Origin of the sequence: Pseudooceanicola profundi, assembly GCF_050897955.1 — a bacterium.
Lineage (GTDB): Bacteria > Pseudomonadota > Alphaproteobacteria > Rhodobacterales > Rhodobacteraceae > Pseudooceanicola.
Window position 1 is genome coordinate 1,895,735 of sequence record NZ_JBPAXZ010000001.1, and the last position, 26,521, is coordinate 1,922,255.

Sequence of the window (26,521 nt, forward strand, 5' to 3'; positions counted from 1 at the left end):
CCGGGCCGGAAGGATTTCAGATGACGAAACCGTTGATCGCATTTCAGGGCGAACTTGGCGCCTATTCCCACGAAGCCTGCCGCACCGCGCGGCCTGACTACGACCCGCTGCCCTGTCGCACCTTTGAAGAATGTATCGACGCCGTTCTGGACGGCACGGCTGAACTGGCCATGCTGCCGGTCGAAAACACCACCTACGGGCGCGTGGCCGACATCCATTCCCTGTTGCCCAAAAGCGGGCTGCACATCATCGACGAGGCCTTTGTCCGGGTCCGCATCAGCCTGATGGCCCTGCCCGGCACCAAGTTGAAAGATATCGAAAAGGTCCGCGCCCATCTGGTTCTGCTGCCGCAGGCGCGCAGCTTCCTAAAACAGCACAATATCAGGGCCGAAACCGCCGCCGACAGCGCCGGTGCCGCGGCAGAGCTGCGACAGTCCGGCTCTGCCCGCCACGGCGTTCTGGCCAGCGCGCTTGCAGCCGAGACATACGGGCTCGACATCCTCGCCAGCGATATCGAGGACCACGGGCACAACACCACCCGCTTCCTCGTCATGTCGCGGGAGCCCGATCACCGGCGCCGCGGCGATCACGGCATGTTGACGACCTTTGTCTTTGAGGTGCGCAATATTCCGGCAGCTCTGTACAAGGCGATGGGCGGATTTGCCACCAACGGCATTAATATGACCAAACTGGAAAGCTATATGGTGGGCGGATCCTTCACCGCTACCCAGTTCTACGCCGATATCGAGGGGCATCCGGACGACGCCAATGTGCGCCTGGCCCTGGATGAGCTGCGCTACTTCACTCAGATGGTTGAAATCCTGGGCGTCTATCCTGCCGACGAGCGCAGGCACTGACACCGGTTGTCCGGCTTTGGTCGGCGCGCTTCAGGCCGTGGCCGCGTGGCGTCGGCCCATTTCCGCCGCCATATCCGACACCCGTGCAGAGAACCTCTTGTCCAGGTTCCCCTTAGCCAGTTTCATCGACTGAACCATCAGCCGCGCCGAAAGGGTCTGCGGCTTCAGATCGGCCGACAGCCGCACCCGGGTTTTCTTGGGCGACATCGCAACCAGTTCGATCTCGACTGTACAGGTCAGCCCGGCGGTATTGCCGACAAACACCATAAGCTCGTTCTCTCTGATATCGACGAGTTCCAGCCGCAGGTCCCGCTGTTTCCCGCGAAACGCAAACGACACGTCCCAGACTGTGCCGGTCAAACCACCGGCCTGCCGCTCACGCTTGACCTGAGCGCCGCGCCGCATGGCCATTTTCTCATAGTGATCGAAATCGGTCAGCTGCGCGAAAACGCTTTCGAGTGGCGCGCTGACATCTTCACGGGTGCTGAACTTCATGATCCTGCCTCTGCTTTCTGGTTCTTGACCCGATCGGGCCCGGCAGCCCCGGCTTCTGCACGGTTGACGACCTTGGCAATTGTCACGTCAATCTAGCCTATCGGCAACCCAGTTTCGCATGATGAATTCGGCAATCGCTCCATTCCGGGGCGGCCTGATGTCCGGATGTGTCCCGGCGAACACATCCACCATCTCCTCCCGGCTGACCCAGCGGGCATCTTCCAGCTCTACCGGGTCGACGGTGATGTCACGCGACAGCGCTTCGCCCCGGCAGCCGAACATCAGCGAGTTTGGAAAGGGCCAGGGCTGGCAGTTGAGATAATCGACCTGCCCCACCTTCACATGCGCCTCTTCCCAGACCTCGCGGCGTACGGCGGCCTCTATCGTCTCGCCCGGTTCGACAAAACCGGCCAGCAGGGACCACATCCCCTCAGGCCAGCCCGGCGACCGGCCCAGCAGCGTGTCATTGCCATGGGTGATCAGCATGATCACGACCGGATCGGTGCGAGGAAAATGCTTGGCCCCGCAGGCGGGACAGTCGCGCTGCCAGCCCGCCATCGTCACCTCGCTTGGCCGCCCGCATTTGGCGCAGAACCCGTGGGTGGAATGCCAGTTGTAGATCGCCTTGGCCGTGGCCAGCAGTTCCGCATCGCGCGGGCTGAGCCCGGCCATGACGGCACGCAGATCGGCAAAGGCATGGATCGTCTCGACCTCCGGATGCGCGGGCAGCGGCTGCTGCACCTGCCGGCCCGGCCCCATATCGGCGGGCGCCCCCGGCGGCGACCATTCGGAGATGTCCTGCGCAAAGACGAGGCCCGCCTCCTCCCGCCCCAGCAGCACCGGCGCGCGGTCGCGCCCCTGCAGCACCGGATGCGCCATCGGCAACCGGGCCAGCGCGACCCCGCCCGTCACCAGCGGAAAGCCACGCCAGAGCAGGATGCAACAGGACCCGGGATCACGCGCTGCCGCCGCCAGAACCTCTGTCTGACCGCGCAGCTCTGCCGCGCGGTCCAGACCAGACCCGCCAAAGGTCACCTCTTCGCCATGCCGCATGCCCGTACCCTCCTGCATTTTCGCGCGAACCCTGCCCCGGCGGGGACAGAAGCGCAATCCTGCCAAAGCCTGCCGAACGGCCGGTTTTTCGCGCAGCTTCGATAATTCCATGTAACACTAGGACACAAACAAGTTTGCATGGCCCTGTCGCAGGAGTGTCATGCAGACATGCGATCCAGCCGCAACCGGACAGAGGAGAGTCAGATGCCCGCACCTACCCCCCCCCATCTCTCGCGCCGCGCCTTTCTTGCCAGCACGGCGGCGGGCGCAACCATGATCACCCTGCACCCCTTCTCTGCCAATGCGGCCGGGTCGCAGGCGCATCTGCGGATCATGGAAACCACGGACCTGCACGTCCATGTCTTCCCCTACAACTATTACGGTGACAAACCCGACGACACCGTGGGCCTCGCCCGCACCGCCGCCCATATCGCCGATATCCGGGCAGAGGCGACGAATTCCCTGTTGATCGACAATGGCGACTTCCTGCAGGGCAACCCGATGGGCGATTACATCGCCTATGAGCGTGGCATGAAAGAGGGCGACATGCACCCGATCATCGCCGCGATGAACACGCTGGGCTACGAGGCCTCCACCCTCGGCAATCACGAATTCAACTACGGGCTCGATTTCCTGACCAAGGCGCTGGCCGGGGCAAATTTCCCCGTGGTCTGCGCCAATATCTCCAAAACGCTGGGCAGCGATCCGACCAAAGACGAGACCCTGTTGAAGCCCTATATCATCGTCGACAAGACGGTGACCGATGGGGCGGGCACCGACCACCCGATCAAGATCGGCCTTATCGGCTTTGTCCCGCCGCAGGTCATGAACTGGGACCGCAAGCACCTTGAGGGCAACGTGCAGGCCCGCGACATCGTCGAGGCCGCAAAAGCCTGGGTGCCGCAGATGAAGGAAGCCGGCGCCGATATTATCATCGCGCTCAGCCATTCCGGGATCGGGTCTGCCAACCACGAGGACGGGATGGAAAACGCCTCCGTCCCGCTGGCAGAGGTCGAGGGCGTCGATGCCCTGCTGACCGGCCATTCCCACCTCGTCTTCCCCTCCGCAAAGTTTGAGGGCTTTGCCGCCGTCGATCACGAAAAGGGCACGATCCATGGCAAGCCCGCCGTCATGGGCGGCTTCTGGGGCTCCGATCTGGGCGTGATCGACCTGATGCTGGAACGGGAAGGCAACGAATGGCGCGTCGTGACATTTGAGACGGCCACGCGGCCCATCTCCAAGCGCAACGAGGACCGGTCGATCACCGCGCTGGTGGAGGATCAGCCAGAGGTGCTTGCCGCCGCGCAGAAAGAGCATGACGCGACACTGGAATATGTCCGCACCGCCGTCGGCAAGACCGACACGCCGCTGCATTCCTATTTCGCGCTGGTCGCTGATGACCCCTCGGTCCAGGTCGTGACCAATGCCCAGAAATGGTACATCGCGGAGATGATGAAGGGCACCGAATGGGAAGCCCTGCCGATCCTTTCGGCCGGGGCGCCCTTCAAGGCCGGTGGCCGGGGCGGCGCGGAGTATTACACCGACGTGCCCGTGGGCGATGTGGCCATCAAGAACGTGGCGGATCTCTACCTCTATCCGAACACGATCCGCGCGGTGAAAATCACTGGCGCAGAGCTGCGCGGCTGGCTCGACCGCTCCGCCGGTATGTTCAACCAGATCGAGCCTGGCTCAACCGATCAGAAGCTGCTGAGCGACAGCTTCCCGTCGTATAATTTCGACGTGATGGACGGGGTCAGCTACAAGATCGACCTGTCGCAACCCTCGCGCTTCGACAAGGACGGGGCGGAGGTCGCGCCGGGCACCTCGCGTATCGTCGACCTGACCTTCGAAGGCCAGCCGGTCGCCGACGATATGGAATTTGTCGTCGCCACCAACAATTACCGCGCCTCCGGCGGCGGATCCTTTCCCGGCGCCATGGGTGACACGGTGATCTTTGAGGGGCCGGACACCAACCGCGATATCATCGTCCGTTACATCGTCGAAAAGGGCACGATCAGCCCCAAGGCCGATGGCAACTGGACCTTCGCGCCCATGGACGGCACCACGGTTCTGTTCGAAACCGGGCCGGGCGGCGAGAAATACGCAGGCAGCGTGCCGGGCGTGACGATCGAGCCCGCGGGCGAAGGCGAGAACGGGTTCGCCCTCTACCGGATCACGCTCTGAGCGGTCAGGTCGGGCCTGCCTCCGGCGGGAGTATTTCTGGAAAGATGAAGGGGGGGGCCGCGCTGGCCCCTCCATATTTAGCAGGAGGTGCACATGCAGGTCTATCTGTCGGGCGAAATTCACACCAGCTGGCGGGAGGAGATCGCCGCCGCCTGCGAAGGTCTGGACGTGACCTTCACCGCGCCGGTCACAGATCATTCCGCAAGCGACGACTGCGGCGTGGCGATCCTGGGCGCGGAGGATCGCAAATTCTGGCATGACCACAAGGGTGCCAAGCTGAACGCCATCCGCACCCGGCGCGCCATTGCGCAGGCAGATGTCGTGGTGGTGCGTTTCGGAGATCAATACAAGCAGTGGAACGCGGCCTTCGACGCGGGCTATGCGGCGGCGCTTGGCAAGAGCCTGATCGTGCTGCACGGGCCCGATCACCAGCATGCGCTGAAGGAGGTCGATGCGGCCGCCCTCGCCGTAGCGGAGCGGCCAGATCAGGTAGCGCAGATCCTGCGCTATGTGTTGAACGGGACGCTGCCTTGACCCGGAAGAGGCTCCGGACTTGGCCTCAGCTGGGGTTGGGGATTTTCGAGCCTTTGGCCACGGCAGGGCGGGCATTGAAACGCTCGACCCAGGCAATCAGTGCTTTGTGGTCATCCCAGCCGACAACCTCTTTCGCGCCATAGAAATCCAGCGATTTGATCCAGGGGACAAGCGCGATATCCGCGATGGAATAGTCGCCTGTAAGCCAGTCCTTCCCCTCCATCTGGCCTTCGAGGACACCCAGCAGGCGTTTCACCTCACCGATGTAGCGCTCCCGCGGACGCGGGTCTTCGATCTGTGCGCCGGCGAATTTGTAGAAGAACCCGAGCTGACCGAACATCGGACCCACGCCGCCCATCTGAAACATGACCCATTGCAGGATCTCGTTTCTTTTGCGGGCATCCTCGCCGTAGAACTTGCCCGATTTCTCGGCCAGATACACAAGAATCGCCCCGCTTTCGAAGATTCCGATTGGCGCGCCATCGGGCCCTTTCGGGTCGATGATTGCGGGGATTTTGTTGTTGGGATTGAGCGACAGGAATTCCGGGCTTTTCACATCTGCATCCGCAAGGGTGACAAGATGCGGCTCATAGGGCAGCCCCGTTTCTTCCAGCATGATGGAGGCCTTCACCCCGTTGGGCGTCGGGTAGGAATAAAGCTGGATGACCGAGGGATCCTTGGCCGGCCAGCGCTTGGCGATCGGGAAATCATCTGGGAACATGAAGGTAACTCCTTGAGACACAATCAAAGATTAAGCATCGCATTGACAACTTAACAGTGACAGTTCTGTGCGTTTCGGTGTTAGGTGTTGTGCATGGGGGCGCAGGGCCCCGGACAAAGACTGGAGTTCTTTATGATTAACGAATTCAAGGCCTTCATAGCCAAGGGCAATGTCATGGACATGGCCGTTGGGATCATCGTCGGGGCCGCCTTCACCGCCATTGTGAAATCGATGGTGGACGATCTGATAAACCCGATCATCGGCCTGTTCACGGGCGGCGTCGATTTCACGAACAACTTCGTCGTCCTGTCGGGAGACGGCGATTACGCAAGCCTTGAAGCCGCACGAGAAGCAGGGGCGGCCGTGTTTGCCTATGGCGCCTTTGCAATGGCGGTCATCAACTTCCTCATCATCGCCTTTGTCGTGTTCCTGCTGGTCAAAGGCGTCAACCGCGCCAAGGAATCCATGGAACGGACACCGGAACAGCCGGCCGAAGAGGCCCCTGCAGGCCCCACGGAGCTGGACGTCCTGCTGGAAATCCGGGATTCGCTGAAATCAAGCGCCTGAGGCAGATTTGGCGGGAGAGCCTCTCGCCAATCGCCCTGATCTTCGAATAGTCTCCGGCGACATGACGCCGGAGACCCCTATGCAGCTCGATACGATTGACCGCGCCATTCTGAGGGTACTTCAGAAATCCGGCCGGATCTCCAACGCGGACCTGTCCGAGAATGTCGGCTTGTCGCCCTCGGCCTGCCATCGGCGCGTGCAGCGACTGGAACGTGGCGGCGTGGTACGGGATTATGTCGCGCTGCTGGAGCCCAAGTCCATCGGCCTTGCCTCCACGGTATTTGTGGAAATAAAGCTCTCGGGTCAGGTCGACGAGATACTGGAGGCATTTGAAACTGCGGTCGCCAAGGTGCCCGAAGTTCTGGAATGTCACCTGATGGCCGGCACGGCAGACTACATTCTGAAAGTCGTGGCCGACGGGACAGAGGATTTTGCCCGCATCCACCGTCAGCATCTGGCCCGCCTGCCGGGCGTGCAGCAGATGCAGTCGAGCTTTGCCCTGCGCACTGTCTTCAAGACCACTGCCCTGCCCGTCTGAATGCCCGTCCGGCCTGCGACCACTGGGCTCTGGTCTCCGCCCCTGCAGCGCGCTATCGGTATATAGGGGGAGGACGAGAATGAATTGGGATTACATCATCGTGGGCGCCGGCAGTGCCGGCTGCGTCGTCGCAAAACGTCTGGCCGAGGCCGGGCACCGCACCCTGCTGCTGGAGGCAGGCGGGCGCGACAATTACCACTGGGTCCATATCCCGATGGGATATCTCTACTGCATCGGCAATCCGCGCACCGACTGGATGTACAAGACCGCGCCGGAAAAGGGGTTGGGCGGCCGCTCGATCCTCTATCCGCGCGGCAAGATCCTGGGCGGCTGTTCCTCGATCAACGGCATGCTTTACCTGCGGGGCCAGGCCGCGGATTACGACGGCTGGCGCCAGATGGGCCTGCAGGGCTGGGCCTGGGAAGACGTCCTGCCGATGTTCCTGAAGTCGGAGGATTTCTCCGGCGGCGAAAGCGAATTCCACGCCACCGGCGGCGAATGGCGGGTGGAGGAGCAGCGCCTGCACTGGGACCTTCTTGACGACTGGATCAAGGCGGCAGAGGCCGCGGGCATCCCCCATGTCACCGATTTCAACACCGGAACCAACGAAGGCGCGGGCTATTTCCGGGTGAACCAGCGGGCGGGCTGGCGGATGAACACCGCCAAGGCCTTCCTGCGCACCGTCACCGGGCCCAACCTGCGGATCGAAACGCATGCCCATACCACCCGCCTGCTGACCGAAGGCAAGCGCGTCGTCGGCGTCGAATACAGCCGCAATGGCCAGCTGCATCAGGTCAAGGCGGGGCGGGAGGTGATCCTCTCTGCCGGAGCGGTGAACTCCCCCCAGATCCTCCAGCTGTCGGGGATCGGCCCGGCCGATCTGCTGCGGGACCACGGGATCGAGGTGATCGCGGACCAGCCCGATATCGGCGGCAACCTGCAGGACCACCTGCAACTGCGCTGCTCCTGGCGGCTGACCGGGGCGAAGACACTGAACACGCTCGCCAATTCCTTCATCGGCAAGATGATGATCGGGATGGATTACACCTTCCGCCGCCGGGGCCCGATGTCCATGGCCCCCTCGCAGCTGGGCGCTTTCACCCGGTCCCGCGAGGGGATCGAGACGCCCGATCTGGAATACCACGTCCAGCCGCTGTCGCTGGATGCCTTTGGTCAGCCGCTGCATGCCTACCCCGCGATCACCGCCTCGGTCTGCAACTTGCGACCCGAAAGCCGGGGCACGGTGCATATCTCTTCGGCCGATCCGATGCAGGCGCCGGTCATCCAGCCCAACTACCTTTCGACCGAGGGCGACCGCCGCACGGCCATCGACGCGATCCGTCAGGCCCGCCATGTCATGGCGCAACAGCCCATGGCCCGCTACAGCCCGGAGGAGGTCAAACCCGGCGCTGCCGCCGATACTGACGAGGCGCTGGCAGAGGCCGCAGGCCAGATCGGCACCACCATCTTCCACCCCGTCGGCACCGTCCGCATGGGCACGGATGACGCGGCCCCTCTGCATGCCACGCTCAAGATGCGCGGGATCGGCGGGCTGCGGGTGGTCGATGCCTCTGTCATGCCGAGGATCGTCAGCGGCAATACCAACTCCCCCACGATCATGATCGCCGAAAAGGCATCCCAGATGATCCTGGAGGAGGCCCGCGCCTGATCTGCAACGCCTCCGCCCCCGGATGACACGCCCCCTGTCCCTCGGGCCACGATCCGTCTATGGCGGGGCAACCCCACAGCCGGACCCGATCTCATGACCCAGACCACCCGCATCGTCCTCTCCAGCGACCACGCCGCGATTGACCTGCGCCAGGCGCTTGCCGCCCATATCGCCGCCAAAGGGTGGGAGGTCGAGGATATCGGTCCGACCACGCCCGAAAGCACCCATTACCCCGATCATGGCGCCGCCGCCGCCCGCCGCGTCGCCTCCGGCGATTGCCGCTTCGGTATCATCCTCTGCGGCACCGGTCAGGGCATCATGATGGCGGCCAACAAGGTGAAGGGCATCCGCTGCGGCGTCTGTTCCGATACTTTCTCCGCCCGGATGATCCGCGAACATAACGATGCCAATATGCTGTCTATCGGCGCCCGCGTCGTCGATGAGGCCCGCGCCATCGAACTGGTCGATGCCTTCCTCGATGCGGAATTCGAAGGCGGCCGCCACGCCACCCGCGTCGATCTGATCAAGGCGCTGGAAGACTGACCCCGCCGCACATCCCAGCATATGGTCAAAAACAAACCCCCGGGGCTGGGCCACGGGGGTCGCTTTGAACTTACCGTTCAGAAAAACCTCAGAGCATGCCTTCGCGCTGTGCTTTCTTCCGGGCCAGTTTACGGGCACGGCGAATCGCTTCGGCTTTCTCGCGCGCTTTCTTGACAGAAGGTTTTTCGAAATGCTGCTTGAGCTTCATTTCCCGAAAAACGCCTTCGCGCTGGAGCTTTTTCTTCAGAGCGCGGAGCGCCTGATCGACATTGTTGTCGCGAACAGAAACCTGCATGTGGTGTCACCACCTTCCTAAGTTTGAGTTGCAAGAATTTGCAGGAGGTGGCCGTATACCGGCATTTGCCCTATCTGTAAAGCATGCCCGACCCAGACGGAGGCCCAGATGACCGATACCCGCGACCGCATGATCGACGCCATCCTTATGCACGTTCCCTTTGACGGCTGGTCCGAAACCGCCTTTCAGGCCGCCATTCAGGATGCCGGTGTGCAGGAGGACCTCGCCCGCGGCATGTTCCCCCGTGGCGCCCGCGATCTCGCCCGCGCCTGGCACGACCGGGGCGATGCCGCCATGCAGACCGCCATGGCCGAGGCTGACCTTTCCGGCCTGCGCTATTCCGAAAAGGTCGCCCATGCCGTCCGCCTGCGGATCGAGGCGATCTCCGACAAGGAGGCGCTGCGCCGCGCGACCACCCAGAATATCCTGCCGCTGAACGCGCCCGAAGGCATGAAGATGCTCTGGCAGACCGCCGATGCGATCTGGACGACCCTCGGCGACACCTCTGACGATTACAACTGGTACACCAAGCGCGCCCTGCTCTCGGGCGTCATCGGCTCCACCCTGCTCTTCTGGCTGGGTGATGACAGCCCGGGCAATGACGCGACCTGGGACTTCCTCGACCGCCGCATCGCCGATGTCATGCAGGTCGAAAAGGTCAAGTCCCGCGTCACCACCGGCCCCTTTGGCAAACTGTTCGAGCTGCCCGGGCATCTGCTGTCGTCGATCCGCCCGCCCCGCCACCGCGACGATCTGCCGGGCGCCTGACCGGCCCCATGGACAATCCGGCGGGCCGGGGGAATAGTCCCCCCGACCCAAAGGAGGACCCCATGCCCGAGATGCGCGCGATCGAGATCACCAAGCCCGGCGGCCCGGAGGTTCTGAAACCCACGACGCGACCCCGCCCCGAACCGCTGGCCGGACAGGTCGTGATCAAGGTGGCCTATGCCGGCGTGAACCGTCCCGATGCGCTGCAGCGCGCAGGCAATTACGCCCCACCCCCCGATGCCAGCGACCTGCCCGGCCTTGAGGCCTCGGGCGAGGTTGTCGCCGTCGCCGAAGGCGTCGCCTGGCCCAAACCCGGCGATCAGGTCTGCGCCCTGCTGCCCGGCGGCGGCTATGCCGAATATGTGGCAACGCCCGCCGCCCACTGCCTGCCCGTCCCCGAAGGCATGAGTCTCAAACAGGCCGCCTGCCTGCCAGAGACATATTTCACCGTCTGGTCCAACGTCTTCATGCGCGGCGGGCTCAAGGCGGGCGAACGCTTCCTGATCCACGGCGGCTCGTCCGGCATCGGCACGACGGCAATCCAGCTGGCAAAACTCTTCGGCGCCCGCACCTTCGCCACCGCCGGGACGGCCGACAAATGCCAGACCTGCCTCGACCTCGGTGCCGAACGCGCCATCAACTACCGGGAGGAGGATTTTACCAAGGTCCTCAAGACCGAAGGCGGCGCCGATCTGATCCTCGACATGGTCGGCGGCGACTATATCCCGCGCAATGTCTCCGCCATGGCGATGGAAGGGCGCTATGTCTTCATCGCCTTCCTCGGCGGCCCCAAGGCCGAGCTCAACTTCGCCCAGGTCATGATGAAACGCCTGACGATTACCGGCTCCACCCTGCGCCCGCAATCGGACGCCGCCAAGGCCGCCATTGCGGCAGAGCTCAAAACCCATGTCTGGCCGCTCCTCGCCGCGGGCCGCCTCGCCCCCGTCATGGACAGCGAATTTGCCCTCGACGATGCCGCCTCCGCCCATGCCCGCATGGAAGGCGGCGATCATATCGGCAAGATCGTCCTCAAGGTCTGACCCCCGCCCCAGGACCAAACCCGCGCTTTTTCTTGCCGGAAATACCCCGGGGGGCCCGCAAATGCCCCGCATTTGCGGGCTTGGGGGCAGCGCCCCCGGCCCAGGCCAGCCAAAGCTACCGCACCTTTTCCAGCAGGGCATCCGTCATCCGGCAGTCCCGGATCACATCCGCCCCGCAGCGCCGCGGCTTCAGCTCCATGTCCAGACAAATCCGCGCCTCCTGAATGCGCCCCTCCCGGCAGGTGATCGTGATCTCCTCCCGCGCCATCCCCGGGTTCACCTCCAGAAACGCCTCCTCCACCAGCGAGGCGGGCAGTGTCACGTCCCGCCCAAGATCGCGCAGCGCCTTCGGGCGCACCACCTTGCCATAGGCCAGCCGCATCAGCCCGTAATACTGATCCGCCTCCACGCCTACGCAGGTCCCATGCTTCTTCCACTGATGCCAGGCCGCACCCGGTGCGCCCATGATATCGGCCATCTGTGCGGTCATGGTCCGCGACGGCGGCCGTTTCGCCGAGGGGCAATAGGACGGATAGCCCCGCTCCCGCTGCGGCCAGAGCCCGTGCAGAACCCAGCCGAAATCCTTATCCTCATCACATTGCGGCGACCCGCGCCGGTCGCCCTCCAGAGCGCACCATGTCGGAGACCAGCTCAGCGACAGCACGAAATAGTCGAAATCACCCGGCCGCTCCCCCTCGGCCCGCGCCAGGACAGGCATCAGCAGGATCAGACAGGTCAAAACGCGCAGCATCATTCACTCTTTCTTTCCATGTCCGGCTTGACTATATAGCCGCCAAGTTCCCCGACAACGGAAACCGGCACCAAGTGGTGCAGCCTGTCCCGGCAGGCACCGGATTTCCTGTATTCGGACATCAATTATCCGGGGCCCGCGACGGGCCCACACGATTCGGCCCACGCACTGGAAGGAGTGACCGAGATGAGCAAACCGATCATGGCAAAGGCCACCGCCGTCTGGCTGGTGGACAACACCACCATCACCTTCAAGCAGATCGCCGATTTCACCGGCATGCATGAGCTCGAGGTTCAGGGCATCGCGGATGGCGACGTCGCCGCCGGTGTGAAGGGCTTTGATCCGATCGCCAACAACCAGCTCACGCAGGACGAGATCGACAAGGCCGAGGCCTCGCCGCTCCACAAGCTCAAGCTCAAATACAACCCCGCCGCCGTTGGCGAGGAAAAGCGCCGCGGCCCGCGCTACACCCCGCTGTCCAAACGTCAGGACCGCCCGAACTCCATCCTCTGGCTGGTGAAATTCCACCCCGAACTGTCGGACGGCCAGATCTCCAAGCTCGTCGGCACCACCAAGCCGACCATCCAGTCGATCCGCGAACGCACCCACTGGAACATCGCCTCCATGCAGCCGATCGACCCGGTGGCGCTTGGCCTGTGCAAACAGACCGAGCTTGACGCCGCCGTCCAGAAGGCCGCCGCCAAGAAGGCCGAAGAAGGCCAGGCCATGTCCGATGACGACCGCCGCAAACTGCTCTCGACCGAGCAGTCGCTTGGGATGGAGGCAGAGCCGCGCATCCCCACTGCCATCGAAGGGCTGGAAACCTTCTCCCTCGCCGATGACGATGAGGACGAGAAAGAAGACAACCTGGTCGATGCCGACAGCTTCTTCAACCTGCCGAATTCCGACGAGGACGAAGACGAACAGCCCTGATCCGGGGGCGCTCGCGCGGCCATGGCCGCACAGACCCATCGCGCTCAGACAGCACATAGAAACCTCTCCGAAGCCCGCTTCGGGGAGTTCTTTTTTTAATGCCATCCGTGCCGCTGAATGAATGGGGGGCTCAGTCCGGCACCGCGAAACCGTCCAGCAGCTCTACGACGCCAACAAACAGCTGCTCCGGATTGTCCGGCAGTGCCCCGGTCCGTCCTGTGATCTTGTAGATGAAGGGGTCGCGCACCAGCAGACATGCCGTCGTATCAAACTCACTGACATCGCATCCATCCTGCAGACCGCCGGACGGCGCTTCAAAATGGGTCGCGGCCTTGGTCAGGGAAATGGTCTCGGCCCTGCCCGACCGATGCTTGGGCGTCAGCCCGTCCGGGGCCACCTCAACCACGAACCAGCCATCAGCATCCGGGGAGGTCGTGCCGCCCGGCGCGTATTCCCATGGGATCTCGTAACGGGAATCTTCAATCCAGACGCTGTGCCGATAGCCGGTATTCAGACTGTTCGTACCGATCTGGCAGAGAACGGTCAGCCCAACTGCGGCGCAGCCGGCAATCCGCGCCCGGACACGTCGGGCAGGATGTTTCCGCACCATATAGGACGTTCGCAGCACCGCAATGAGGGCCAAAACCGGGAAGATCAGGAACCATCGGCCCCCGACCGCGCCCATCACCGCCATCGGATGATAGGCCCGGCTGATCTCAATATTCGCATAAGCAATCGCCAGATAAACGACGACGAGGGTGACAGCGATCCAATAAAGAACGTCCCACACACGCCCTGCCCGAACCTTCGGCGACATCCGCAAATACCCTTCCTTAAACTCATAACATGAAAGGCAAATCAACCAGAGCGGGTCAGATTGTCAACCAAGCAGGGCCCCTGCGACACGTTCGATCCGCCTAGGGACAGCCAAGGCTGGATCCGCCCTGACATCGGGCCTGCCACGCGCCAGTCCGGCCTCTCAGACCAGAGGGCTTCCTAATTTCGCTCGAAGGTCGTCTCGATCAAGACCCTGAGAGCCCGCTGACGCGTTCGCTAGTGCAGCAAGCGAAGAAAATCAAATCAGTAGCTTCGACAGGTCATCCCACCGCCGAACGGATTGGGTGTGCAATTGGTCGTGGTCGGGCTTCGACTGATTGGCGTGGCGGCTGGCATGACGTAGGGCTGCTGCTGAATGGGCGTGTAGTTATAGCCAGTCCCGTACCACGCGGCGTTTGTTCGCGCCTGTGCCGCTTGATCGGCTTGCACGACTGCCGCGCAGGCATCGGTGTTTCCAGCCTGACACGCCTCTTTCAGCTTCAGAAGCTCCGGCGTGGGTGCAGCGGGCGTTACGGGCGCTTCACACCCTGCCAGCCCAATCAGCGCCAAAATCGCAACTCGTCTCATACCGTGTCCTCCATCGGGCGCATCGAAGCACAGACTCGCATTGGAGTCATCGGAAATCACGCTGCCTGCGCCTATTCCGTGGCTGCATCCGTACCACCGCAGAGCAACGTCTCGACCCATGGAGCGGACATAACCGCGCCGGTCGGCTCTCCCGCTTTCTCCTCCCTTGTTGGGCGGGCGGCGGCAAAAAGCGGCTCCGTACTATCGGACAGAACCTCAGCCCGCCCTGCGATCCCGTCGACACGTCTTCTCATCTGAGAAATTTGGCAGGGCATTCGCCCTGCTGCCCGTCGGGCCGGGAAGCGGCCGCGATTTGCAGTACCGTGCCCGGCCCCTCAAACGACCTCCAGCACCACCCGTCCCTGCACCGCGCGATCCTGCACCAGCTCCATCGCGCGCCGCGCGTCTTCCAGCGGCAGCACCCGGTCCACCTTGGGTGTCAGCCGGCCCGCTGCGATCTCTGCCAGAACATCGTCCACAGCCCGGTTCGCAGGCCCCGGGTCATGGTCATTCCATGCCCCGATGAACACGCCCACGACGGAGTAATTCTTCAGCAGCGGCAGGTTCATCGGCAGCTTCGGGATCTCTCCCCCGGCAAAACCGATGGGCATAAGCCGCCCGTTCCAGGCCATCACCCGCGCCAGCGTCAGGAAGGTCTCCCCGCCCAGCATCTCGAAACAGACATCGACGCCCCGCCCGCCGGTAATCTCCTTCACCCGGTCGCGCAGATTGTCCTCCTCCAGTACGATGACCTCGGCCGCGCCGTAGTCCCGCACAATCCCGGCCTTTTCCGCACGGCTGACACAGGCGATGACCCTGGCGCCCATCATCCGGCCCATGTCCACGGCGGCGAGCCCGACACCGCCAGCGGCGCCGGTCACCAGAAGCCATTCCCCGGCTTGCAGACCGGCGCGAAGTTTCAGCGCGTAATGCGCCGTGGCATAGGTATGCGCGACGGTAGAGCCATCGACCATGTCCACCCCCTCCGGTAACCGGTTGCAGCGCCAGCCCTTGACGACCATCCGTTCCGCATAGGCGCCGTGCCAGCCGGTGCCGATCACCCGGTCGCCGGGCCGGATATGCGCGACATCCGCGCCCACGGCCCGGGCCACCCCGGCCGCATCCGTGCCGGGCACATAAGGAAGGTCCGGCCGCAACTGATACCCGCCCGAGATCATCAGCAAATCCATGAAACTGACCGACGCGGCCTGAACCTCGACAAGCACCTCGTCGGACGCCGGCTCCGGATCGGGCAACGTTCCGATCCTCAGCGCCTCTGGTCCGTCGAATGCAGTGCACATCACAGCTTTCATGCCGCGTCGCTCCTTTTCTGGTAACTCTCCGGAATGCTCCAAGTCTCGCCCGCAAGGCGCTAGAGGTCCACCCCCCGATGCGCCCGCAGGTCGCGGCGCCGTGCGGGACAAGGCGAAATGCCTTGAACTCCACCGCCCGGACGGCACAGTGGCGCTGCCGCCGATCTGCGGCACACGCCCGCCCAAACAGCCACGACAGGACCTGAACGATGAAACTTGCCGTCATTGGCGCCGGCCTGATCGGCGCAGCCGCGGCGCGACACCTTGCGCTTCAGGGACATGACATCACTCTGATCGGCCCGGGAGAGCCTGCCGACCGCAGCACCCATACCGGTGTTTTCGCATCGCATTACGATGAGGGGCGCATCACCCGAAGCCTCGACCCGCATCCGTTCTGGAGCCGCGCCTCCCGCAACTCCATCGCACGATACGCGGAGATCGAGGCGCAATCGGGCATCCGGTTCTATTCCGGTGTCGGCTGCCTGATGGCCGGGCCTGCCGGCTCTCCGAAGGTTGAGAGCATGCTTTCCGTGCAAACCCGGGACGCCATTCCCTGCGAGCCCTACTCGGGCGACACCCTGCGCGATCGCTTCCCCTATTTCGCCTTCCCCGAAGGCTCGCTTGCCCTCTACGAGCCGCTCAATGCCGGACATGTCTCCCCGCGGCTGCTGGCCCGGGCGCAGCTGACCGCGGCCATACGGGCCGGCGCCAAACTGATCCCGGAGGAGGTGACAGCCCTGCGCGAAGACAGCCATGGCGTGACCCTGACAACCGAAAGCGGCACGCATAGCTTTGACCGCGTCCTGCTTGCCACCGGCGGTTTCTCCAAGCTCCTGCTTGGGGAGACGCTGCCAATGACAGTCTATGCCCGGACCGTCGTCCTGTTTCGCATTGAAGAGGCCGAGATACGACGCCTTGCCGGGATGCCTTCGATGATCTGGATGCCCGTGGACGAGGACAATCCCTATCTGCTGCCCCCGATCCGCTATCCCGACGGGCAGACCTATCTGAAAATGGGGGCCGACCCGGATAACACCGTTCTGGAAACCCGCGCAGATCTGACCGACTGGTTCCGCTCTGACGGCAATCCTGCGGCCGTCGATCAGGTGCGTCCGGTGCTTCTGCGCCATATGCCCGGCCTCGATATCGCGCAGACCGCCACCTTGTCCTGCGTCACGACCTACACGCCGAACGAACTTCCGCATCTCGTGTCGCTGTCGCCGCGTATTCACACGGCGATTGGCGGCTGCGGGCGGGCCGCGAAAAACAGTGACGAACTTGGCCGTCTGGGCGCGCTGCTGTTGACGGACCAGCCCCTGCCAGACTGGGCGGCCGTCGCAGCGCAAGCCTCCACAACGGCCTGACCGGCAGTCGACCAGAGGCACGAGAGCCTGGATATATCAGAGAGCCCGGGGCTGACGGGCTCTCATTCCATCATTCAGTGCGAAACGGGATCACCGCACCGGCCTGCCAGGACCGGCAGCCGGGCGCCGCCCGTCAATGCGCGATCATGACATGTCTGACGACGGAGTAATCTTCCAGCGCATACATGGACATGTCCTTGCCATAGCCGGACTGTTTCAGGCCCCCATGCGGCATCTCGTTGACCAGCATGAAATGCGTATTCACCCAGGTACAGCCATATTGCAACCGGGCCGAGGCCTCCAGCGCCCGCCCGATGTCCCGGGTCCAGATCGAGGAGGCCAGCCCGTATTGCGACTGGTTCGCCCAGTCGATCACCGTATCGGGGTCGTCGAACCGGGTGACAGAAACCACGGGGCCGAAAACCTCCCGCTGCACGATCTCGTCCTCCTGTTTCGCGCCCGCAACCACCGTGGGCCGGTAGTAGAAGCCAGAGCCATCCGGCGCGGAGCCCCCCGTCGTGATCTCGATATGCTTGAGGTCGGAGGCGCGCTGCACAAAGCTCGCCACCCGGTCGCGCTGGCGGGCCGAGATCAGCGGCGGGATCTCGTTCAGGCTGTCGTCGGGATTGTCGAACACGATGGAGGAGACGGCGCCCGAGAGGTCGGCCACCAGCTTCTCGTATATCCCGGATCCGGCATAGATACGGCAGGCCGCCGTGCAGTCCTGACCGGCGTTGTAGTAGCCAAAGGCCTTGAGCCCCTCGACCACGGCCTCCAGATCGGCGTCGTCATAGACGATGACCGGTGCCTTGCCACCCAGCTCCAGATGCGTCCGTTTGACCGATTTCGACGCCGCCTGCAGCACCTTCTTGCCCGTCGCCACATCACCGGTGATCGACACCATATCGACATCAGGATGGTTGATCAGCGCATTGCCGACGCTGGCGCCCTGACCGACGATCACGTTGACCACCCCTTCGGGCAGGATTTCGGACAGGACATCGGCCATCAGAAGCGCAGTGAGCGGCGTCTGTTCGGAGGGTTTCAGGACCACCGTATTGCCACCCGCAAGTGCCGGTGCCAGTTTCCACGCCATCATCATCAGCGGATAGTTCCACGGTGCAATCGACGCCACCACGCCAATCGGATCGCGCCGGATCATCGAGGTATGGCCCGCCATATATTCGCCCGACACCGGCCCGTGCATATTGCGCACCGCCCCGGCGAAATAGCGGTAGCAATCGGCAATCGCCGGGATCTCGTCATTGGTGACAGCGCCCAGCGGCTTGCCGCAGTTCAGCGCCTCCAGCGCGGCGAAATCGGCGGTGCGTGCCTCCACCGCATCGGCGATGGCCAGCAGCAGGCCGGACCGTTCGCCGGGCGTCGTCCGCGACCAGCTGGCAAAGGCCTTGCGCGCGGCGGCCACCGCACGATCCACCTGCCCCAGATCGGCCTCCGGCATGGCGACGATCAGCTCGCCCGTGCGGGGGTTGAGCACCTGTTCCGCGGTTTCGGTCCCGGCCTCTCTGGAACCGCCGATCAGCATCTTGGTCTGCATGGTTGTCCTCCGTTTCAATCCTGTCATTTGCCCTGCCCGGCGACCGTATCGGTCCCCCGGGTCAGGTAATAGGCACCCAGAATGGGCAGCAGGGTGACCAGGACCACGACCATGGCCACCACGTTTGTCACGGGCCGCTGGCGCGGCCGCACGAGTTCTTCCAGCATCCAGATCGGCAGCGTCTGCTGCTGCCCGCTGGTAAAGGTTGTCACGATCACCTCGTCAAAGCTCAGCGCAAAGGCGAGCATTCCACCCACCACCAGCGCGGTCGCGATATTGGGCAGGATGACAAAGCGCAGCGTCTGGAAATAGGTCGCGCCCAGGTCCATCGACGCCTCGATCAGGCTGCCGGAGGTCCGGCGGAACCGGGCGACGGCGTTGTTGTAGACGATCACCACACAGAAGGTCGCGTGACCCAGCACGATGGTCCAGGTACTGAACGGGATATCCGCCAGCGAAAAGGCCGACCTGAGCGCGATACCCGTCACGACCCCCGGCAGGGCGATCGGCAGGATGACCAGCAAAGACACCGTTTCACGCCCGAAGAACCGCGACCGGCTGACGGCGGCGGCGCAGAGCGTGCCCAGCACCATGGCGACCAGCGTCGCGATGGACGCAACCTTGAGGCTCAGCTGAAGTGCCGCCCAGACGTCGGGCCGGTTCCAGGTCACGGCGAACCATTTCAGCGTCAGCCCCGGCGGCGGCCACTGGTAGGATTTTTCCTCCGTCGTGAAGGCGTAGACGAAGATCAGCAGGATCGGCAGGTGCAGGAAGGCAAGCCCCGCCGCCGCCGCGATTTTCAGCCCGAGGGGAGCCCCGTCTCTTGCCACCACCTCAGAGCGCATCGAACGCCCCCATCCGTTTCGCACCCCAGAGGTAGAGCCCCATAATCAGGATCGGCACCACGGCAAAGGCAGCCGCCAGCGGAATGTTTCCCGCAACGCCCTGATGCTGATAGACCGCCTGCCCGATGAACAGGCGCGAGGTGCCGATGATCTGGGGGATGATGTAGTCGCCCAGGGTCAGCGAGAAGGTAAAGATCGACCCGGCCACCACCCCCGGCAGCGCCAGCGGAAAGAGGACATGGCGAAAGGTCTGACCCGGTCGCGCCCCCATGTCGCCCGACGCCTCCAGCATCGACACCGGAACCCGCTCCAGCGCCGCCTGCATGGGCAGGATCATGAAGGGCATCCAGACATAGACAAAGACGAGGAAGGTGCCGGTGGTGCTGACCGACAGCGAATTCCCCCCCACCACCGGCAGCGCCAGATAGGCATCGAGCAGCCATTGCAGATGCATCTTGCCAAGAAACCAGGTGAGGATGCCTTCCTTGGCGAGGATAAGCTTCCAGGCATAGACCTTGACCAGATAGCTCGACCAGAGCGGCATCATGATGCCCAGGTAAAACACCGCCCGCCAGCGTCCCCGCGCATAGCGGGCGGCGTAATAGGCAATGGGAAAGCCGATCACGGCAGAGGCCAGCGTGACGCAGGCGGCCATGGTCACCGTGCGCAGGATGATATCGAAATTCGCCGGCGTGAAGAGCTCCGCATAGGTGCGCAGGGTAAACTCGCGCACCACCATCCCCGTGAAATGGTCGATGGAGAAAAAGCTCTGCAACAGCAGCGCGGCGAGCGAGCCGAGGTAGATCACCCCAAGCCACAGTACCGGCGGCCCCAGCAGGATCGCCAGCAGCAGGCGCGGATGCCGCCAGAGCGCATCCGACAGCCGCGCCATCGGGCCTGAGGGGAGCGTCGCGGCGCTCATGCCCCGCCCCGCATCAGGTGCAGGTTCTCCGGCGCCCAGCTCAGACCGACCGTCTCGCCCTGCGCCGGTCTTGGCGCGTCCTGCGCGATAAGGGCCGTCAGCCGGGTCTCCCCCGCCTGCAGGGTCACCCGCGTGGTCAGGCCGAGGAAACTGAGCCCGGTGACCTGCGCGCTCAATGCCCCTTCGGACGCAAGGTGTAGATGTTCGGGCCGGATCGCGGCGGGGACGCGCTGCCCGGTCAGGGTCTCAACCAGTTCGGCAGGCAGGACGTTAGAAGAGCCGACGAAATCGGCCACGAAAGGCACATCGGGGCGGAAATAGACATCCTCCGGCGCGCCCACCTGCTGGATCCGGCCCTCGCTGAAGACGGCAATGCGGTCGGCCATCGACAGGGCCTCACCCTGATCATGGGTGACGAAGACAAAGGTGATGCCCAGCTGGCGTTGCAGACCCTTGAGCTCGTCCTGCATCTGTTCGCGCAGCTTGAGGTCCAGCGCGCCTAGCGGTTCGTCCAGCAGCAGCACCCGTGGCCGGTTGACCAGCGCCCGGGCCAGCGCGACCCGCTGGCGCTGCCCGCCCGACAGTTCGGACGGCTTGCGCGTGCCATACCCGCCGAGGCGCACCATCTCCAGCGCCGCCTCGACCTCCCGGTGGCGTTCGGGCTTCGGACGGCCCGCGATCATCAGCCCGTAGCCCACGTTGTCGCGGACGTTCAGATGCGGAAACAGCGCGTAATCCTGAAAGACCGTGTTCACCTGTCTGCGATAGGGCGGCAGATCCTGCACGCTGTCGCCAAACAGACGGATATCGCCCGCAGTCGGACGTTCGAACCCCGCGATCAGCCGCAGGCAGGTCGTCTTGCCGGACCCGGAGGGGCCCAGCATGGCAAAGAACTCGCCCTCCCCGATCTCAAGGGTGACGCCATCCACCGCCCGCACCGTGCCGAAATGGCGCGAGACCTGGTCGAAACTTACCGCAGACATGGACATTCCCGTATCCGGTCCCGCGCCACCATGGGGCAGCGCGGGGTTGCAGGGGATCAGCGACCGCCGATCACGCCGATATAGTCGGAGACCCAGCGATAATAGGGCACGCATTCGCCCTGGCTTTCACAGGCCGCGACGGGGGTCTTCCAGAACTTGATCTCTTCGAACTGCGCCAGACCGTTGGCATCACAGCCTTCCTGGGTCTGCATGCCGCGCCCGTCCGAACAGGCCGCAGGAACCGACGGCACCGCGCCGAACCAGACCGAGAGGTCGGATTGCAGGTTGGAGCTCAGCTGATGTTCGAACCACTTGTAGGCGCAGTTCGGGTGTTCGCTGTCGGCATGCAGCATGGTCGTGTCGGCCCAGCCCGTCGCGCCCTCTTCGGGGATGACAGAGGCGACCGGTACATTGTCGGCGGCCAGCAGGTTCACCTGGAACGGCCAGGAGCCGGAGGCGACGACGCCCTCGTTCTTGAAATCGTCGATCTGGATGAAGGCGTCATGCCAGTACCGGCTGACCAGCGTGCGCTGCTGGCGCAGCAGGTCTAGCGCGGCGGCATATTGATCCGCGTTCAGCTCGTAGGGGTCCTTAATGCCAAGATCAGGCTGATGGAACATCAGGTAATTCGCCGCATCTGCAATATGGATCGGCCCGTCATAGGCCTGCACCCGGCCCGCATTGGACTGGCCGTCCGACAGGGTCGTTTCCTCGAACACCACAGACCAGGAGGTCGGCGGCTCGGCAAAGGCCTCCGTATTGTACATCAGCACGTTCGGGCCCCACATGTAGGGAACCCCGTAATGGGTGCCGTCGACATAATGCCAGGGCGCTTCCTTCAGCCGGTCGTCCACCGTGCTCCAGGATGGCACGAGATCGACATTGATCGGCTGAACCCGCTTGCCCGCGATCATGCGGAGCGAGGCGTCGCCCGATGCCGTCACGAGGTCGAACCCGCCCTCGTTCATCAGTGCCACCATCTCGTCCGAGGTATTGGCGGTCTGGATCGAGACCATGCAACCCGTCGATTCCTCGAACTTGGTGACCCAGTCAAAGGCGGCATCCGTCTCGCCGCGTTCGATGTAACCGGCCCAGGCCACGATCGACAGGGCGCCTTCGCCCTCTCCGACCTCGGTCATCTGCGCCACCGCGCCCGTTGCGACCGACCCGGCGGTGATCGCGGTTACCACTGCATGGATGAAATTGCGTGTCATTGCGGTCTCCCTCTGACGGGCGCAGGGATCCGGCGGCCGCGCAGGAACGCGGCCCGGGATCCTCGGCAACCCGGTGCGAAAATGGTGATATGTCGCGGCTCGTGCTGGCCGGAACAGGCGAAAGGCTTCGACCCCCCACTAGTTGGAAACTATGGAAACGGCCCGGACCCTTCGCAAATCCATAATTCAGAAATTAACGTTCGGAAAAACCGATAGCTCCTGCCTAAATGCGTAGGTGACGGTCGTTCTGCCCCATACGTGCAAGGGAAATGAAGTCATGCGCCGCGGCGGAGAGCGGCAGCCCCCGACGCCAGACCATTCCGACCTGCACAATTGGCAGGCTTCCCGATACGTCGCGGCTTTCGATCCGGTCGCCATCCAGCGACCACGGCCGATACACAAGGTCAGGCAAAAGCGCGACACCGGCCCCCGTGGCCACCAGGCTGCGCACCGCCTCGACCGAGCGGGTCCGGAACGCGATATGCGGACGCCGTCCGAATGCCGACAGCAGCTTGACCGCCTCCTCCTCCATCTCGTCGACATTCAGCATGATCAGCGGCTCCTGCGCGACCTCATCCAGCCCGATACTGTCGCGCGACGTCAGCTTGTGCTCCAGCGGCAGCCAGAGGCGGAAGGGCGAGATATCCAGAATCTCGCTCTGCAGCGCCATCCGGTCGCGCAGGTTCGAGGTGACCATAACAGCCACATCCAGCTCTCCGCCGACCAGAAGATGCTCCAGATGATCCCCCGGCTCTTCCAGCGCCGAAACCTCCACCGCCGGGTTCATCCGCCGGTAGCGCGACAGCAGATCCGACATGACATATCCCGACATCAGCGAGGTCACGCCAATATTCAGCTGCCCCCGGGTCGTGCCCGGCGGTTGATCAAAAGCCCGCCGCGCGCCCGAGACATCCGACAGGATCTTGGTCGCATGGCGCAGGAACTGGTGGCCACTGTAGGTGATGGCCAGCCCGCGGGCATGGCGTTCGAACAATGTCACCCCAAGATCGGCTTCCAGCGCCTTGAGCCCCTCGGTCACCGAAGATTGTGAGATCGACAAGCTGCGCGCCGCGCCAATGACCGACCCCTTCTCAGCCACGGCGACAAAGTAATGCAACTGTTTCAGGGTAAAGGACACGAGCAGGTCTCCCTCGGCATTTCTGGATGGGACCGATCGACAAACCCGCCACCAGTCCTTCACCCGGCGGGCCCCATGCCCGGCCAGTCCCGTCACCCTACTCTGCACCGCGACGCAGCGCACGCTCTTGTGCCGTTCGTCCCGGACCCCGCAGGCACGGGACCGGCGCCATACCCGGACACGGCATAACTTCCACCGCACCCGACGGGCGCGGCTTGAGACTGGCCTTGACGAGACGCCTGTTGTAACGATCCGCTGCGACCGGATGACCGGGCTCTGGCCAGACGCACCGGCATGGCGCACCCAAAGATCAGCCGGAGTGACTGCAGATGAAGACCTGGAATGCAAAAGCGGAAGCTCTCTACAACGGCGATTTTCGCCAGATGCTCATTGGCGGACACTGGTGCGCCGCCCGCTCCGGCGAGGTGATAGAGGCGCGGAACCCCGCAGATGGCAGCCTTCTGGCCACCGTCCCGCGCGGGTCTGCGGCCGATATCGACGCCGCCGTCGCAGCTGCCCGACATGCCTTTGAGGGCCCCTGGTCAAAATGGACCCCGTTCGAACGCCAGAACCTGCTGCTGAAGATCGCCGAGAAATTCGAGGCGGAATGGGAAAGCCTCTGCCTGTCGGACACGCTCGACATGGGCATGCCCATCCAGCGCACCCTGGCCAACAGCCGCCGCGTTCTGGGCATGCTGCGCTTCTACGCAGGTCAGGCCGTGGCGATCCATGGCGCGACCATCCCCAATTCCTTCCCCGGCGAGATCTATTCCCAGACGGTGCGCGAACCCGTGGGGGTCGTCGGTGCGATCATCCCCTGGAACGCGCCGATTGCCGGGTCGATCTGGAAAATCGCTCCCGCCATCGCGACCGGCTGCACCGTCGTCCTGAAACCCTCCGAGGAGGCCTCGCTCACCGTTCTGATGATCGCGCGCCTCATGCAGGAGGCTGGGCTGCCGGACGGCGTGCTGAACATTGTCACCGGGCTCGGTGCAGAGGCCGGGGCGGCGCTGGCCCAGCATCCCGGCGTCGACAAGATCGTCTTCACCGGCTCGACCGCAACCGGGCAGGCCATCGCACGCGCGGCAACCGGCAACCTCAAACGGGTGTCGCTGGAGCTTGGCGGCAAATCCCCGGTCATCGTCTGCCGCGACGCCGATATCGAAAAGGCCGTGCCGGTCGCCGCCATGTCGGTCTTTGCCAATTCCGGCCAGATCTGCATCGCCGGATCCCGTCTTTTCGTGGCGCGGGAGATCCATGACGAATTCGTCCGGCGCGTCGCCGACTACGCCGCCAGCCTGCGCATCGGTCATGGCATCCGCGAGGATACCGACATCGGCCCGATCATTTCAGCCCGGCAGGCCGAACGTATCGCAGGCTATATGACCAAAGGCCCGGACGAAGGCGCGACAGTGCTGACCGGCGGCGGGCGCGCCGAGGGCCCCGACTTCAACGACGGCCATTTCTTCCATCCGACGGTCTTTGGCGGCGTCACTGACGACATGGCCATCGCGCGCGAGGAAATCTTTGGCCCCGTGATCTCCGCCCTGCCGTTCGACACGCTCGACGAGGTGGTCGCGCGGGCCAATGCCACGCCCTATGGGCTGGCGGCCGGCATCTTCACCACCCACCTTGGCACGGCCCACAAACTGGCCCACCGGATCAAGGCCGGGTCCGTCTGGGTCAACATGTATCACGCCATCGACCCTGCGGTGCCCTTCGGCGGGGTCAAGATGTCGGGCTATGGCCGCGAAGGCGGGGCCGAACACATGGAAGAATACCTCGACACCAAGGCGATCTGGATCAATACGGACTGACGCCGCGGCGGAACGGACCAATAAATACAGGGAAATCATCACATGCATGTCGGATTGATCGGCCTTGGCCTCATGGGCCATGGCATCGCCCGCAACGTCCTGAAACGCGGCGGGTTCGGGCTGAGCTTTCTGGACCATCCGGGCAATCAGCCATCCGATGAGATCATCGCCCTCGGCGGTCTGGCTGTGGCCACCTCGGCAGAGATCGCGGCCAAGGCGGATGTGATCATCCTCTGTGTCACCGGCTCGCCCCAGGTCGAGGCCATCGTGACCGGCGATCTGGGGATCGCCGCCGCGCTGCGCCCGGGCACTGTGGTCGTCGACTGTTCGACCGCCCTGCCCGCCTCCACCCTGCGGATGGGTCAGATCGTCCAGGAGGCTGGCGGAGACTACATCGACGCCCCGATGACGCGCACCGCCCAACATGCCCATGAGGGCACGCTGAACCTGCTGGCCGGCGGCGCGGCGGACGCGCTGGAGCGGGTGCGGCCGGTCCTCGCCGCTTTTACCGAAAAGGTGGATCACGTCGGTCCGCTCGGGCACGGGCATCGGCTGAAGCTGCTGCACAACTACGTTTCGGTCGGCTTCATGACCCTGCTGGCCGAAGCCGCCGCCCAGGCTGCCGATGCCGGTGTCGATCCGGCGGTCTTTGTCGAGGTGCTGGCAAACGGTGGCGGCTCCAGCGCCGCGCTGCAACGTCTGGCACCCTTTATCACGGACGGTGATCGCGACAGCCTGCCTTTCTTTGTCGCCAACGGCCAGAAGGACATCGACTATTACCGCGAAATGACAACCCAGGCCGGCGGGCAGACAACGGTTGCGGATGGAATTTCCGCCGCGCTTTCGGCTCAGGTATCGGCCGGGGCCGGACAGTCATACATGCCCGAGCTGGTGCAGCTGTTCCGGCGCAAGGCCCCATGATTTTGCAATACCGCCCATGCGCAAACGAAAAAGCCCGGAGGGTGGAAGGCCGTACCCTGCCGCTGTAGCCATTTCAGACGTTCTAGGGAGGAAC

At 63.9% G+C, this 26,521-nt stretch carries 28 protein-coding genes; 13 read left to right on the forward strand and 15 right to left on the reverse strand.

The window, feature by feature from the left end; all coding sequences use genetic code 11:
* Positions 1 to 20: 20 nt before the first annotated feature.
* Positions 21 to 857, forward strand: coding sequence for a prephenate dehydratase (locus tag ACRARG_RS09455; RefSeq protein WP_432689759.1), 837 nt, complete (start codon positions 21 to 23; stop codon positions 855 to 857).
* 30 nt (positions 858 to 887) lie between these two features.
* Here the strand turns inward: ACRARG_RS09455 and ACRARG_RS09460 are convergent, their stop codons facing one another.
* Both ACRARG_RS09460 and nudC read right to left on the reverse strand, forming a co-directional pair.
* Positions 888 to 1,352, reverse strand: a complete 465-nt coding sequence (locus tag ACRARG_RS09460) for an SRPBCC family protein (protein ID WP_432689760.1) — start codon at positions 1,350 to 1,352, stop codon at positions 888 to 890.
* 87 nt (positions 1,353 to 1,439) lie between these two features.
* Entirely contained in the window at positions 1,440 to 2,405 is a 966-nt protein-coding gene (nudC, locus tag ACRARG_RS09465; RefSeq protein WP_432689761.1) for an NAD(+) diphosphatase, read from the reverse strand.
* Between the two features lie 204 nt (positions 2,406 to 2,609).
* Here nudC and ACRARG_RS09470 point away from each other — a divergent pair, with 204 nt between their 5' ends.
* Together ACRARG_RS09470 and ACRARG_RS09475 are read left to right on the forward strand one after the other, a co-directional pair.
* Positions 2,610 to 4,589: a bifunctional 2',3'-cyclic-nucleotide 2'-phosphodiesterase/3'-nucleotidase gene (locus ACRARG_RS09470; RefSeq protein WP_432689762.1), complete on the forward strand. Its 1,980-nt coding sequence runs from the start codon at positions 2,610 to 2,612 to the stop codon at positions 4,587 to 4,589.
* 87 nt (positions 4,590 to 4,676) lie between these two features.
* A complete protein-coding gene (locus ACRARG_RS09475; RefSeq protein WP_432689763.1) occupies positions 4,677 to 5,123 on the forward strand; it encodes a YtoQ family protein in 447 nt (148 codons plus the stop codon).
* 25 nt (positions 5,124 to 5,148) lie between these two features.
* On the opposite strand, the gene ACRARG_RS09480 is transcribed toward ACRARG_RS09475, so the two are convergent.
* On the reverse strand, positions 5,149 to 5,844 hold the full coding sequence (locus ACRARG_RS09480; protein WP_432689764.1) for a glutathione S-transferase family protein: 696 nt from the start codon (positions 5,842 to 5,844) through the stop codon (positions 5,149 to 5,151).
* Between the two features lie 132 nt (positions 5,845 to 5,976).
* Between ACRARG_RS09480 and mscL the strand changes: the two genes are divergently transcribed.
* The 4 genes from mscL to rpiB all read left to right on the forward strand — a co-directional run bounded on the left by mscL (position 5,977) and on the right by rpiB (position 9,161).
* A complete protein-coding gene (mscL, locus tag ACRARG_RS09485) occupies positions 5,977 to 6,411 on the forward strand; it encodes a large conductance mechanosensitive channel protein MscL (protein WP_432689765.1) in 435 nt (144 codons plus the stop codon).
* Between the two features lie 79 nt (positions 6,412 to 6,490).
* Positions 6,491 to 6,949 (forward strand): Lrp/AsnC family transcriptional regulator, encoded by a 459-nt coding sequence (locus ACRARG_RS09490; protein ID WP_432689766.1) that lies wholly within the window; start codon positions 6,491 to 6,493, stop codon positions 6,947 to 6,949.
* 79 nt (positions 6,950 to 7,028) lie between these two features.
* Positions 7,029 to 8,618, forward strand: coding sequence for a GMC family oxidoreductase (locus tag ACRARG_RS09495; protein ID WP_432689767.1), 1,590 nt, complete (start codon positions 7,029 to 7,031; stop codon positions 8,616 to 8,618).
* A 93-nt stretch (positions 8,619 to 8,711) separates the two neighbouring features.
* Entirely contained in the window at positions 8,712 to 9,161 is a 450-nt protein-coding gene (gene rpiB, locus ACRARG_RS09500) for a ribose 5-phosphate isomerase B (RefSeq protein WP_432689768.1), read from the forward strand.
* Positions 9,162 to 9,249: 88 nt separating this feature from the next.
* Here rpiB and rpsU read toward each other — a convergent pair whose 3' ends face one another.
* Positions 9,250 to 9,456, reverse strand: coding sequence for a 30S ribosomal protein S21 (gene rpsU, locus ACRARG_RS09505; protein ID WP_066602373.1), 207 nt, complete (start codon positions 9,454 to 9,456; stop codon positions 9,250 to 9,252).
* Positions 9,457 to 9,564: 108 nt separating this feature from the next.
* Here rpsU and ACRARG_RS09510 point away from each other — a divergent pair, with 108 nt between their 5' ends.
* Positions 9,565 to 10,224: a COQ9 family protein gene (locus ACRARG_RS09510; protein WP_432689769.1), complete on the forward strand. Its 660-nt coding sequence runs from the start codon at positions 9,565 to 9,567 to the stop codon at positions 10,222 to 10,224.
* A 62-nt stretch (positions 10,225 to 10,286) separates the two neighbouring features.
* Positions 10,287 to 11,264 (forward strand): NAD(P)H-quinone oxidoreductase, encoded by a 978-nt coding sequence (locus tag ACRARG_RS09515; protein ID WP_432689770.1) that lies wholly within the window; start codon positions 10,287 to 10,289, stop codon positions 11,262 to 11,264.
* A 115-nt stretch (positions 11,265 to 11,379) separates the two neighbouring features.
* Here ACRARG_RS09515 and ACRARG_RS09520 read toward each other — a convergent pair whose 3' ends face one another.
* The gene (locus ACRARG_RS09520; RefSeq protein ID WP_432689771.1) at positions 11,380 to 12,015 is read right to left on the reverse strand and encodes a ribonuclease T2 family protein; all 636 of its coding nucleotides are present in this window, start codon (positions 12,013 to 12,015) and stop codon (positions 11,380 to 11,382) included.
* Between the two features lie 186 nt (positions 12,016 to 12,201).
* On the opposite strand from ACRARG_RS09520, the gene ACRARG_RS09525 reads away from it, so the two are divergent.
* Positions 12,202 to 12,948 (forward strand): DUF1013 domain-containing protein, encoded by a 747-nt coding sequence (locus ACRARG_RS09525; RefSeq protein WP_432689772.1) that lies wholly within the window; start codon positions 12,202 to 12,204, stop codon positions 12,946 to 12,948.
* A gap of 130 nt (positions 12,949 to 13,078) precedes the next feature.
* Here the strand turns inward: ACRARG_RS09525 and ACRARG_RS09530 are convergent, their stop codons facing one another.
* The 4 genes from ACRARG_RS09530 to ACRARG_RS09545 form a co-directional block, all read right to left on the reverse strand.
* A complete protein-coding gene (locus ACRARG_RS09530) occupies positions 13,079 to 13,765 on the reverse strand; it encodes a hypothetical protein (RefSeq protein WP_432689773.1) in 687 nt (228 codons plus the stop codon).
* Positions 13,766 to 14,028: 263 nt separating this feature from the next.
* Positions 14,029 to 14,352, reverse strand: coding sequence for a hypothetical protein (locus ACRARG_RS09535; protein WP_432689774.1), 324 nt, complete (start codon positions 14,350 to 14,352; stop codon positions 14,029 to 14,031).
* A gap of 71 nt (positions 14,353 to 14,423) precedes the next feature.
* Positions 14,424 to 14,606, reverse strand: a complete 183-nt coding sequence (locus ACRARG_RS09540) for a hypothetical protein (protein ID WP_432689775.1) — start codon at positions 14,604 to 14,606, stop codon at positions 14,424 to 14,426.
* Positions 14,607 to 14,687: 81 nt separating this feature from the next.
* Entirely contained in the window at positions 14,688 to 15,665 is a 978-nt protein-coding gene (locus ACRARG_RS09545; RefSeq protein ID WP_432689776.1) for an NADPH:quinone oxidoreductase family protein, read from the reverse strand.
* Between the two features lie 209 nt (positions 15,666 to 15,874).
* Between ACRARG_RS09545 and ACRARG_RS09550 the strand changes: the two genes are divergently transcribed.
* On the forward strand, positions 15,875 to 17,029 hold the full coding sequence (locus ACRARG_RS09550) for an NAD(P)/FAD-dependent oxidoreductase (protein ID WP_432689777.1): 1,155 nt from the start codon (positions 15,875 to 15,877) through the stop codon (positions 17,027 to 17,029).
* A gap of 133 nt (positions 17,030 to 17,162) precedes the next feature.
* Here ACRARG_RS09550 and ACRARG_RS09555 read toward each other — a convergent pair whose 3' ends face one another.
* The 6 genes from ACRARG_RS09555 to ACRARG_RS09580 form a co-directional block, all read right to left on the reverse strand.
* Positions 17,163 to 18,587 carry a gamma-aminobutyraldehyde dehydrogenase gene (locus tag ACRARG_RS09555; RefSeq protein ID WP_432689778.1) on the reverse strand — a complete coding sequence of 475 codons (1,425 nt, stop codon included), beginning with the start codon at positions 18,585 to 18,587 and terminating at the stop codon, positions 17,163 to 17,165.
* 23 nt (positions 18,588 to 18,610) lie between these two features.
* Positions 18,611 to 19,432: an ABC transporter permease gene (locus ACRARG_RS09560; protein WP_432689779.1), complete on the reverse strand. Its 822-nt coding sequence runs from the start codon at positions 19,430 to 19,432 to the stop codon at positions 18,611 to 18,613.
* On the reverse strand, positions 19,422 to 20,354 hold the full coding sequence (locus tag ACRARG_RS09565) for an ABC transporter permease (protein ID WP_432689780.1): 933 nt from the start codon (positions 20,352 to 20,354) through the stop codon (positions 19,422 to 19,424). The genes ACRARG_RS09560 and ACRARG_RS09565 overlap by 11 nt, the downstream gene beginning before the upstream one ends.
* Positions 20,351 to 21,337 (reverse strand): ABC transporter ATP-binding protein, encoded by a 987-nt coding sequence (locus tag ACRARG_RS09570; protein ID WP_432691347.1) that lies wholly within the window; start codon positions 21,335 to 21,337, stop codon positions 20,351 to 20,353. Before ACRARG_RS09570 ends, ACRARG_RS09565 begins: the two co-directional genes overlap by 4 nt.
* A gap of 56 nt (positions 21,338 to 21,393) precedes the next feature.
* On the reverse strand, positions 21,394 to 22,551 hold the full coding sequence (locus ACRARG_RS09575) for an ABC transporter substrate-binding protein (RefSeq protein ID WP_432689781.1): 1,158 nt from the start codon (positions 22,549 to 22,551) through the stop codon (positions 21,394 to 21,396).
* A 223-nt stretch (positions 22,552 to 22,774) separates the two neighbouring features.
* Positions 22,775 to 23,689: a LysR family transcriptional regulator gene (locus ACRARG_RS09580; protein WP_432689782.1), complete on the reverse strand. Its 915-nt coding sequence runs from the start codon at positions 23,687 to 23,689 to the stop codon at positions 22,775 to 22,777.
* A gap of 329 nt (positions 23,690 to 24,018) precedes the next feature.
* Here ACRARG_RS09580 and ACRARG_RS09585 point away from each other — a divergent pair, with 329 nt between their 5' ends.
* Positions 24,019 to 25,506: an aldehyde dehydrogenase family protein gene (locus ACRARG_RS09585; RefSeq protein ID WP_432689783.1), complete on the forward strand. Its 1,488-nt coding sequence runs from the start codon at positions 24,019 to 24,021 to the stop codon at positions 25,504 to 25,506.
* Positions 25,507 to 25,548: 42 nt separating this feature from the next.
* Positions 25,549 to 26,427 (forward strand): NAD(P)-dependent oxidoreductase, encoded by an 879-nt coding sequence (locus ACRARG_RS09590; RefSeq protein WP_432689784.1) that lies wholly within the window; start codon positions 25,549 to 25,551, stop codon positions 26,425 to 26,427.
* The last annotated feature ends 94 nt before the right edge of the window (positions 26,428 to 26,521 follow it).